The sequence below is a fragment of the Dyadobacter ginsengisoli DSM 21015 genome (genome assembly GCF_059568735.1).
In genome coordinates this window covers 546,055-557,706 of sequence record NZ_JCANTY010000003.1, presented here as the reverse complement: position 1 = coordinate 557,706, position 11,652 = coordinate 546,055, and the positions used below count along the sequence as shown (strand labels likewise).

Below are 11,652 nucleotides of genomic sequence, written 5' to 3'. Positions count from 1 at the left end.
TTGAAAAATCTAGGTTTAGCGACCGATAGTAGTTAAAGAATCAATGTAGTCCGCCCAGTCTTGCATCATCCTGGTGCGATCATCAATAAACTTCGCCCGATCATAGGCGCGGTCAATTTTACTCATCGGAGCATGGGCGAGTTGCCGATCAACGACTTCATGCCGGTAACCTAATTTTTCCTTAATGGTAGACATCGCGAGAGCGCGGAAGCCGTGTCCCGTCATGCGGCCTTTGTATTTTAACCGACCGATGGCAAATAAAATCGTATTATTGGACATTGGAACCTTGTGATTAATTTGGCCGGGGAATACGTAGACTGTATTTAGGTGTCCGGTCTCTTTTTTCTGGTCCTGTAGTAATTCGATTACTTGGCGAGAGAGAGGAACAACATGTGTTTTGCGCATTTTCATGCGTGCCGCCGGAATTTCCCAAACTTTATTTTCAAAGTCGAATTCTTTCCATTGGGCATGGATAAGTTCAGTTGTGCGCGTAAAGCAAAGCATCAGCATACGGATCGCGCGGACTGTCCGCGGGTATAAACGAGCTTCGTTCTTGTCGAGCGCCTTGAGAAAGTCTGGAATTTCCTGAATATCCAGTGCTGCGAAATGTTCTGTTTTTGCGACTTTCAAAGCACCTTTTAAATCAGCAGATGGGTCACGCTGGCAACGACCAGTTGCAATGCCATACCTAAAAACTTGTCCGCAGATTTGCTTAACACGTTGTGCAACATCAAGAGAACCGCGCTGTTCAATTTTGCGAAGCACGTCTTCTAATAATTCGGGTGGATTAATATCTGCAATAGGCCGGGAGCCTATATAGGGGAATATATCGATCTCCATCCGGCGGGTAAGATTGAGTGCGTGATGCGGTGTCCATTTCTCTTTTTGTTTTTCATGCCATTCACGCGCAACGACTTCAAAGGTATTTCTCGAATTGCGGATCGCAAGTCGCTTTTCTGTTTTTTTAATTTGTGAAGGATCTTGCCCGTTCGCCAAAACTTTTTTTGCGGCCTCGCGTCTTTCCCTAGCTTCGGCCAGCGTGATAATTGGATAAACGCCAAAGGCAAGCAGCTTCTCTTTGCCGAGATAATAATACTTCATGCGCCAGTAGCGGCTACCATCTTTGGTCACATGTAAATACAGACCGCCGCCGTCGGATAGTTTGTAAGGTTTCTCAGTGGGCTTGGCGTTTTGACAGGCCTTATTGGTCAATTTCATGGATACTAGATACCCCTAAGTCAAATTGTACCCCTGAATTGTACCCCCAATTTCGTTAGGTGTAAAGATATTTCACTATCCGTTAATGGATATATAAATAGATTAAAATCAGTTATTTATGGTGGTATCTTAGACTTTATCGTACTCTATTTTATCGTCTTAAGCAGATAAAATGGAGCGGGCGAAGGGAACCACACTTTGGTTGTAAATAGTTGATCATATTCAACATCCCCGGTTTGCGTCATGGTTATACCCCGGAATATACCCCTAGTGACAAATGCATGTTTTGTTGACTCGAGAAAATGTCAAAGAATGCTTTCCGATAGCAAAGTTTTCCGAACACACAGTTAAGATAAACGAGTAGTGAATCGAAGTATCTTTGGCCCTTCTGTTTTAGTGCCGTTGTCGCTAGTCTAGCTGAGATGAATCGCTACCGGATGGGCCAACTTGAACTGCGATGGGGACTGGCTGGCTTGAAGCATTTAAAGTGTGGGCAATGAGTGGATGTTTAAAAGCGGATTGGAGGGACTTCACCAGCTTTATCTTTAATTTTCTTCCATGCCAGGCTTTCGTCACTCATCATTTTTCTGAAAAGATAACTTCGATATTCCTGGGTTTCGGCAGAATTACTAACCATCATTCTGACATAGCGGTCATAAGTCTTCTCGGGGACGACATATGACAACATTTCTAAAAATCTCTTTGTGATTTCAAAGGCACGCCAAGGTGGCCATTTTTGTACTTGAACGAATTTCTCCGACATGGTTTCCAGGATTGATCGGACTCTTATCGCCGGATGTGGATGTGTACCATGCCTGTGGAATATCTTGGATTGAAGACCGTTTGAAAGCAGATCAAAAAGAAAGAAAACTCCGATAACAGCAAGAGCAACTAAATCTTCGCCGTTTTTTTGTGTTTGTAAGTATTTTGGTAAACTGGCGAAGTGGCGCAAAACATGATCTATGGCATTGTTGCAGCCGACAAGATCGGCATCCAGTTCCCTTATGTGGCTTCGTTCATCATATTTAATGGAACCTCCGAGAATATAGTTTTCAAAGGCAAGCACGTGTTCTTGGGCATCGCCTTGCATGAGGTGCGCTAATTCATGATAAAACAGAAAGTGCCTTGCTAATAAAAATGAGTAGTAGTCAATTGGTACTGTAAAAGCTCCATCCACGTCGACCCTGTGCAATTTGACTACTTGCGTGAATTTACTATATGCATCTCGACACTTTACATACAACTGTTGGAAGAGAATATTACCTATCCCGATTACGTTAGTGCCATCAGTCTGACGGCGTGCATAGGCCTCATTAGTAGGGGCTAAGTCGTCTTCTGGGTTGTATTCAATAAAATACAGATAGAAAGGATCAGATACGCAGTCGTTCCATGACTCTCTTCTATTGCCTATTGCAAATTTGAAAAAGGATTCATACTGATTATACAGATTCTGATCTCCGCACCTTGACGGATCATAAATTCTAAATGGTTGCCTGCCAGTAGGTTTTTCCAAATTCGCTTTTAAAGCGAGGTACATATCTAAGTATTCCATGTGAGTTTTAATTAAGCGAGGTTACGATTGCCAAGATCAGACAATAGCTGATCAGTTCAAGTTGTAATGATAAGTCCTCAGGTTCTTCTGGAAAACCTGAGGACGATTGATGGCTGACCCTAAGTGTCGAATTTATTTACTGTCAAAGTCCCAAACTGGTAACGAATACTTCGTAATGCATTTTTGAATTTCACTCGCCTTCCAGGCGGTTGTACGAGGGCCGAGCTTACAAGGTTTCGGGAACCGTCCCGATCGACAGCCGTTCCACCATGTTGCTTTGCTTACCGGAATGAGTTTGAGGACTTCCGGTAAGCGTAGGAATCGATCGAGAATAACAGTTGGTGCAGATTGATCCAAGTTAGACCTCCTTTGTCAATGCAGTCCATAAGTAACATTGAATTTTGACATGTGTTCATATTTTTTGTTTCATTAAGGTTCGGAGACCAACCTTCTATTTTGCGTGCAGCGCTATGCAATTTTTAATAAAAGAATTTGAAATTCCAGTATTTGCTTCCACTAGATGTGATGTGACGTGGTTCTGTTTTGGTTTACACTTTTGCGGGTTAGTAAATACTAAAACTTCAGTTCTTATCCGTTGTGCTGGTAGTATTCTGCTTCAAAAGCTGCCGGATCTAGGTAGTTCAATGATGAATGCAGCCTCCCGATATTATAAGATTCATAGATGAATTCAAATACTGGGAATTGGGTACAGGTCTGTAAAGTGGCAGAGCTCCCAGTCTTTTTTCAAAAATCCCTTTGAATATTTGATACCGACGTCCTTCAAGGTATTCAGAAAAGTGAGGTTTCCGGCGTTTTCCCTGGACATATTTGTACAAATCGAGACCATAGTTTGGGGTACAACTATCATCACTCGTCCGCCGTCGATAACTATCAAATTACTTCTATTGGTAGTTAAAATTACTTAATTGGTCGAATATTTTAAGTAATTGGTCGAAAATGTGGCATATCGGTTACAACTAACTAGTATATTTACTTGTGGTGACACTTCCTAAGTATAATTCGATTCACCTATCAATCCTGTATACCCCCCAATTCTCTTGCCTTTATCACTTATGTCGCAGTTCTACATTTTTTCCAAGAGCATAATTTTTTGTTCTTTACTTTGTTTGTCTGTTGCATCCAACGCCCAGGAGCGCATTTTTCGACAGTTTAATACTCAAAAAGTTCGTCCAACTACAATTAAAGACTTTCCTGAATATGGGAAGAACTTGGTTGCAATGGAAAATTTAATTTCTTCCTATGCTTCCAAGTCAGACGACGACCGCGTATACCGTGTGCCGGTGATGTTTCATGTGCTTTCGGCTGACGGCAAGCAAGCACCGGACGAAGCGCAAGTACGCTACCAATTGGAAATTTTAAACAAATGTTTTGGCAGCTATCAGCCAGAGAAAAAACCTTACACCAACGAGTCGCTCGAAAAGTTTGACCCAATAGGTGTGAGTTCCGGAATACAATTCTTTATCCCTGATAATGTAGATGGGGTTAAGGGTATCAACTTTGTTAAGGCAGGTAAAGCGAGTTTCGGACTCTTCAATCAAATACAGAATCCCAAATCTGGTGGATTGGCGCCTGTGAAGCCCGCAAATGTGATTAATATTTGGATTGGTGAATTGGACGACTCTAACGCCGGTTATGCTCACCTACCAGGTGCCCCCGGCGAAGTGGATGGAATCGTAATCGATCCGGACTTTTTTGGCAATGAAAAGGGTACAGCCAAAGCACCCTATATACAGGGTAAAACACTGGTTCACCTGATGGGTACTTATTTGGGTTTGTATGAATTGTGGAATGAAAGTGAACCCTGCGCCGATGACATGGTGACCGATACCCCACCTCATAGCGGCCCTTCGTCAGAAATAAGCAAAGGGGCCGATTACAAATACATTACGCTTTGTCAAGGCTATATTCTTTCCATGTACATGAACTTCATGGATAATACCGATGACGAAATGCTGACACTCTTCACGCAGGGCCAGAAAAACCGGATGCGTGCGATGCTAGCCGAAGGAGGCCTGCGAAGCGCATTGTCCCAAAAGTAACCTTCCAAATACCCAATCTGATTTCATCCATTCTGAAACCTCTCTTGTATGAACAAGACCGTTACCTTCCTATGCCTCATTTTCCTCTTTTTGTTTCACGCACTGCACGCGCAGCCGGTCAATAACTCGATCAAAGACGTGGTCATGCCGCCTCCAACAGCGGCTAGCCTAGGTAAGTATGGTGATATCCCGGTAAGCCATTATACAGGCGTGCCCAATGTGGGCATCCCGATTTATACTGTCAGCGATGGCCCTGTCAGCTTGCCTGTATCACTCTCTTACCACGCCAGCGGCTTGCGGGCTGGTGAACTGGCCAGTTGGGTAGGTTTAGGCTGGTCCTTGCAGGCCGGTGGAGCGATTACCAGAACTGTGCAAGGTAGAGAAGACGAAAGGGTTGATGGTTATTTTGCGACAGGTACTACCCTTGCCGTAGATGCAAATGGTTGCGTTGCAGCACTTCCGACTTACAGTTACACCAATTTGAGAACCTTGACGGCAGACGCCGAGCCGGATATTTTTTCTTTTTCAGTGGGGGGTTACAACGGCAAATTTTATTTTGAAGCCGACAAAACCACTGACGGGGTAACTAATCCGAAAATTATTTTAGTCCCCCAACAGGACGTGCGTATTGAGTATTTGCTCGATGGCAGCGCATCCAACATTGCGCGTTTGAAGACCTTTACTATTATCACCCCGGATGGCACTAAGTACCAGTTTGGCAACATCGACAACGATGCCAATGCCAAGGGGATTGAATTAACCCGTACTAATCCAGGTAACAACCCCATGGCCAGTAGTTGGTACCTGCGAAAGGTTAGCTCGGCTGACGGGAACTATAATGTTAACCTTGATTATACCTCTGAGAAATACATTTATGGCTTTAAAGCAGGTTTTAGTTCCGGCCACCAAAGCACGCCCAGTAATGGGTATCGTGAAAACCTGAATTATGTGGAAGGCTGGCGCCTGGCCACCATTACCTCACCAACTGCGACAGTTACATTTACGGCTGGCGGTAACCGTCAGGACATCGACAACAGGGACTTTGGCGGTAACGTATCGACTGCTCCCGCCAAAGCACTACAATTTATACAGATACAGTCTGGTAGCTTCTGCAAGAAATTTGAATTGTCACAGTCCTACTATGTAGATGCTTCGGCATTGAAAACAGGCAATGACAATGAGGATAAACGGTTGAAACTAACAGGTGTTCAGGAAAAGTCCTGCGACGCTTCCCCGGTTATCATACCAGCCTACACTTTCGACTACTATGAACATGCTACGGCAACGTTTCTTCCCAACCGCTTGTCCGGTGCAATAGATCACTGGGGCTTTTACAACGGCGCTTCTACCAATACGGTCTCGGGCCTGAATATTCCGGCTACCAGGTTGCAATACATGAATCCGTCGGGCGAGCAAATGGACATCGTCAAGGGAAACGCCAACCGGGAGAGCAGCGAAGAGTCCATGAGGCTAGGTACCTTAAAGAAAATCAGCTATCCCACCGGAGGGTCGACCACGTTCGAATACGAAGCTAACACGTATTACGGCTCCCGGCAGGTAACGTCCTACGCCCAGGCACCCGGTGAGATAAATGCTTCATGGCCGTTGGGGCAGTGCGGAAACGGTGCGTCCTTTAACTATGGTAGCGTAGTACAGGCATTCAATGACCCTACCGCAAGTTACTTCAAAATCGAGGCGCTTGGCGCGAAGAAAACGGGAAATCTCGCATGTGACGCTTCCACGGTCATGGAAATTAGGGCATTTAATAATTCGACTAACGCTTCACTAGGCATTGTAACTGTCACCGTCAATGCGAACGATAACAATGAAGCTAATGACATTCCCCAGGTCAAGGAAGGATTGCTCACGCAGTTATTTTCTTCCATCCCTGCCGGAGTACCGGTGCGTTTTGAAATATGGGGGCGTAACATTGCAGCCAAGCTGTCCTTCGGTATTTACTCTGTGACGACAAACACTGAGAACATCAAAGTAGGCGGGCTTAGAGTTAAGAAAATTACTAACAACGATGGAGTTTCTTCGGCCAATGACGTAGTTAAAACCTACACTTACCATGACCCGCAAACAAACCCCCTTCAATCCAGCGGCCTGCTTTACAACAATCCGGTTTACGGATATGTCTTCAGGGCCTGTATAAATCCGGCATTGTGTTATTATTCAGTCAACCCCTCTGGCCCATGTAGTGGTGGGGCGAGTGAACTGTATGTCTATCCGTTTTTCTTTGAAAACTCGGTGGTACCACTAGGTTCGTTTGAAGGGTACCATTTGGGGTACTCTACTGTGAAGGAATCCTTCAACGGGTCGGGCACGGACTACTACAACTTGTATAAATATACCAATGACGCAGCTCCTGCTTTTACGGGTGTGCCTGTTAACCCGGTCCAACCCAGGATTGGATCCGGCCAGCTTTCGGCCAAATACCAGCGTAATGCAGGAAACGGCGACATTGGTTATGAGCTTTTTCAACCTAAGGCGGAAGTACTGAAAAATGGGCAGGGTACCTATGTCAAGTTTACCACATATTTTATCGAGGGTAATCCGAGCAGTCCGGTGACGATATGGAAGGCCTATCCGCTTTCAACACGTCCATTCCGCTATGAGTCGGTTCAGACATTTCGTGACGGACAATCTGCGACTGTGAGCAAGCAATATAACGGAACAAACCATTTGCAAGTGACCAAAGAGACTCTGACCAACTCGGATAATAAAGTCACCGAAACAGAATACAAATATCCAGCCGACCTGGCAGGGTTGCCCGCAGCGCAGCTCACTGCATTCAATACACTGAACCTGCTTGTCCCGTTGGAAACCAATATCAAGGTTGGCGGAACCCAAGTCAAAGGTAGCAAGACAGAGTTTGCTTTTTTTGACAACGCGTCGGGCGCATTCGTGAGTACAACATCTTCCGCTGCAACTAATTTTATCCGCCCCTACCTATTCAAAAACTATGAGGCAGCATGGGTGCAAAAAGGGCAGATCGACAGCTATCATGGCACAGCTTCGGCTACTGGCCGGGCAGGACTTCCCAAACAGTTTACTAAAACTGGCTGGCAAGCTGAGACCTATGAATGGACTACGGCCGGTTTAATCAAAAAGAGGACTTTCAGCGGTTTTAACTGGCAGTATGAATATGCCGCAAGTACGGGCCTTGTTACCAAAATCACCAATCCCGACGGACAGTTTTCAGAATTTACTTATGATAAGCTCATGCGCCTGGATCAGATCAAGACACGTGGGAACAATGTGGTGACCTCTTATACCTACACTTACCCCAACGCCGGCGCAGGTATCACATTAGGGAATGTGAAGGCTAGCACTGTTTTTACAGCGGTAGCAGGTAGTGGGCTTGGAACACAGGAAACCTTCCAGTATTTCGACGGTCTGGGCAGGCAGATTGAGACAGTCCATAAAGGCAAGGCCACAGGTGGGAAAGACCAGATCCTGGCAATCGGCTATGACAGCCAAGGACGCCCCAATAAGAATTACGAGCCATTTGCAGGCACGGGGTCGTCAGGTGCTTATCAATCACCTGGAGCGACGGCGTCCACCGATACAGAATATGAAAGTAATTCCCTTAACCGGGTATCTAAGGTAACCCCGCCTTCGTGGGCAGCGACAACGACGACTTATGGCTCGAACAGCAGCGGCGACGGCGTTCTGAATTATAATTTTGCCAACGGAACATCGTCCCCATTCGGTGTAAATCAGCTGGCCAAGACGACTGTCACTGACGGCAATGGGAACAAGACCATTAACTTTACCGATAAAAAGGGCCGGATGCTGCTGAGCCGGAAGGCCAATGATGCAGAATCCAGCAAAACGGATACGTATTACGTCTATGACGATAAGGACCGGCTGGTGCGGGTCATCCCCCCCGGTGCGAATTGGAACAGTGCAGAGCTTGTGTATACCTATCAATACACCAACAACGATTTGGTCAACCAGAAGAAGGTGCCTGGAAAAGCATACGAAGCGTTTGAGTATAATAGCCGCGACCTACCTGTAAGATACCAGGATCCGATCCTGCGGGCAAACTCGGGCCGCTGGATGGGCAGCAAGTATGATGCTTATGGTCGTTTAACGGAGAAGGGAGTATGGGCTAGTGGTAGCGGGGACGGTATTGTACTGACCAATAAGATCATCGAAAATATCTACGGCGCAACAGGCATTGAAGTTGATAAGCTGAAGACCAGCAAAGTGCAGGCGTTTACGGTAGCCGACCCGGTGGTAACACCTGCCGCTGCCAACGCAGTGCTGCAGACAACCTTTAACTATGATACTTATGGACGTATCAGCGGCACGACCGGTAACAATCATACCAATGCCGGTAACCTCACGGCCGAAAACATTGGTTATACCTACGACCATGGCGACAATATCTTAACAGAGACCCGTAGCAGCTCGCACAGTGCCGGGACGACTGGTTATGTGAATACACGGCTCTTCGACAGTTGGGGCAGGCTCACGCAAACGAGCCAGAACCTGAATAGTACTGGTGACAAAATTATCAGCCAACTTGCCTATACGGATAAAGATCAGCTCAGCTGGAAAAAGCTTGGCAATGGCCTGCAACAGATCGACTATGGGTATCTGCCTAACGGGTTGCTATCCAATATCAATGGAACTGCCGTATTAAGTGCCAGCACATATCCGATCAGTAATATGTTGACCAGCCTGAGTACGCCCACGTTTTCAGGGAACAACAATGGCGACCTGTTCAGGGAAGTGCTCGAATACAACAGCCTGACTGCGGGGTTAGGTGGTACCCCCCAGAACAGTGGCAACATTGGACAGATGGTCTGGCAGGTAAAAGGTAGGGCCACACAGGCCTATGGATTCAGTTACGACTATCTGGATAGGCTGACAGCCTCGAAGTTTGCTAGTTATACCTCGGGAGGCACTATTAATGCTGCCGATTACTATGGCGAATCACAGACATTCGACGTCCGTGGAAATATCACATCCGTCACACGGAAGGGTATGGTAATGGGGGCTGGCAAATACATCAATAGCATCATTAACGGCCAGACACTGGGCGTGGAAAGTGCCAGCAACCTTACTAAGGCGAGTACGGGCGAGAGTGGGCTCTCCCCCACATACGGAACTATGGAGGTGCCACATAACCACCTGAACCTGCCGACTAAATTTGAATTCAATGCTACAAATAAGATTGAACTGCTATATGACGGGCAGGGTAACAAACTGCGTAAGACTGTCACGGCTGGTAATGTGGTAACACTGACCCAGGATTACCTGGACGGCATCGAATTGAAAAACAACGCCGTCGAAGCGATTTACAACGAAGAGGGACGGGCATTCAACAATGCGGGCACCTTCCGATATGAATTTGTGTTGCGTGACCATTTGGGTAACACACGCGTCGTATTTACGGACAAAGGCGCTGCGGGTATCCAGGATCAGACAGAGATACTTTCTGAAACCCACTATTACCCGTTTGGGAAAACCATGGATGGTGCCTGGTACAATGATGCCTCTGCGCCGAAGTACAAGTATCTTTACAATGGTAAGGAGCTTACAGAAGAGTTCAGTCTCAATTTTTATGATTACGGTGCCCGCTGGTATGATCCGGGAATGGCGAGTTGGTGGGAGGTTGACCCGGCTAGCGAGAAAAATAGAAGGTGGAGCCCGTATGCCTATGGGAACAATAATCCCGTCAGATTTATTGATCCCGACGGAAGGGAGAGTTCGGCTTACGGTGGATTTACTTCTTCGGATGAGATCGCGGAGAGGAATCAAGCGAGAACTGATGAAAGAGATAAGAAAAATTGGCTGCAACAAGTTCTAGATTATTTGGGAGTTTTTACTCAACCAGAAACCGAAGAAGAAGCTGCTAAGTACGCCGACAGGCAGGAGCGGTTTACCAACGTTGGTGACCACCTAGAAAAAGCTGGCGAGGAGCTTAAAAGTAAGGCGGAATTCGTTCCTGTTTTAGGAGGAATAGCAAACATCAGTCAAGGAGCGGTTAAGAAAGACAATACACAGGTTGTACTCGGAATGGCGTCCCTCGCGTTGGATGCGTTGCCGGGAGGGAAAGCATCTAAAGCAATAGACCTCATTCCAACACATGGATTAACTATGAGTAACAGGGAGTTTAAAAGATTTGTTCAAAAAGTAGCAACAAATGGGATAACTGAACCAATAAAATTTATTGAACATAAAGGCGCAAAGTATGTTGTTGATGGGCATCATAGATTACGTGCAGCGAATATCCTGAAAATTGATAATGTGCCAGTTCAAAAAGTAGATTTCCCATTTGGACAATACAAAACTGCTGCGGACCTAATTTATAGTCACTAATGGCAATTTGGCAATATAAAATTTTTTTACTTCCAGAAGATGTGGTGACTGACTACTTCAAAAATAGCACCAATCTCTCTGATGTTGACTTTGATTCAATCCTATGGTGGCAAAATCATCAGCTTGAAATTGATGACTTCAATATGTTTTATACTATTCTTTCTCGATCTAAGTCTTGGTCGGAAGATATATATATGATTGGAGAGATTGATTCAACGTGCATTGAAATTTTCTTCGATGGAGCTGAGATTGAAGAAGTGTCCGTAAGAATAGATTTGAGATATGATTATGCTCCTTTCGTTAAACTGCTTTGTAACTTCGCGGTGCGATATAGTTGTGTTTTTTTGGATACTAAATTTAATCTAATTGCCGCAAGTGAGATACTACTATTAAAAAGTATTGACAACCATTCGGATTATAAAAAATTTATCGACAAGTTGAAAGATTGAATTGCGAGTATGGCGTTCCGTTTATAGGATAGAATTT

At 45.5% G+C, this 11,652-nt stretch carries 6 protein-coding genes; 3 read left to right on the top strand and 3 right to left on the bottom strand.

Features of this window, described 5'->3' with window-relative positions; all coding sequences use genetic code 11:
- Positions 1–15: 15 nt before the first annotated feature.
- The 3 genes from BP71_RS13050 to BP71_RS13040 form a co-directional block, all read right to left on the bottom strand.
- On the bottom strand, positions 16–1,218 hold the full coding sequence (locus BP71_RS13050) for a tyrosine-type recombinase/integrase (protein WP_496379823.1): 1,203 nt from the start codon (positions 1,216–1,218) through the stop codon (positions 16–18).
- A 508-nt stretch (positions 1,219–1,726) separates the two neighbouring features.
- Positions 1,727–2,770: a hypothetical protein gene (locus BP71_RS13045; protein WP_496379821.1), complete on the bottom strand. Its 1,044-nt coding sequence runs from the start codon at positions 2,768–2,770 to the stop codon at positions 1,727–1,729.
- A gap of 132 nt (positions 2,771–2,902) precedes the next feature.
- Entirely contained in the window at positions 2,903–3,127 is a 225-nt protein-coding gene (locus tag BP71_RS13040) for a helix-turn-helix transcriptional regulator (RefSeq protein ID WP_496379819.1), read from the bottom strand.
- A gap of 716 nt (positions 3,128–3,843) precedes the next feature.
- Between BP71_RS13040 and BP71_RS13035 the strand changes: the two genes are divergently transcribed.
- From BP71_RS13035 to BP71_RS13025, 3 genes are read left to right on the top strand one after another with little or no spacing between them, the layout of a single operon-like run.
- Positions 3,844–4,830 carry a M43 family zinc metalloprotease gene (locus BP71_RS13035; RefSeq protein ID WP_496379817.1) on the top strand — a complete coding sequence of 329 codons (987 nt, stop codon included), beginning with the start codon at positions 3,844–3,846 and terminating at the stop codon, positions 4,828–4,830.
- Positions 4,831–4,878: 48 nt separating this feature from the next.
- Positions 4,879–11,166: a DUF6443 domain-containing protein gene (locus BP71_RS13030; RefSeq protein ID WP_496379815.1), complete on the top strand. Its 6,288-nt coding sequence runs from the start codon at positions 4,879–4,881 to the stop codon at positions 11,164–11,166.
- Entirely contained in the window at positions 11,166–11,615 is a 450-nt protein-coding gene (locus BP71_RS13025) for a hypothetical protein (RefSeq protein ID WP_496379813.1), read from the top strand. Before BP71_RS13030 ends, BP71_RS13025 begins: the two co-directional genes overlap by 1 nt.
- Positions 11,616–11,652: the final 37 nt, after the last annotated feature.

Bases quoted from the DNA above. Each gene is read 5' to 3' on its own strand.
- BP71_RS13045 (WP_496379821.1), bottom strand. From the start codon at position 2,770: ATGGAATACTTAGATATGTACCTCGCTTTAAAAGCGAATTTGGAAAAA.
- BP71_RS13035 (WP_496379817.1), top strand. From the start codon at position 3,844: ATGTCGCAGTTCTACATTTTTTCCAAGAGCATAATTTTTTGTTCTTTA.
- BP71_RS13025 (WP_496379813.1), top strand. From the start codon at position 11,166: ATGGCAATTTGGCAATATAAAATTTTTTTACTTCCAGAAGATGTGGTG.
- BP71_RS13050 (WP_496379823.1), bottom strand. From the start codon at position 1,218: ATGAAATTGACCAATAAGGCCTGTCAAAACGCCAAGCCCACTGAGAAA.
- BP71_RS13030 (WP_496379815.1), top strand. From the start codon at position 4,879: ATGAACAAGACCGTTACCTTCCTATGCCTCATTTTCCTCTTTTTGTTT.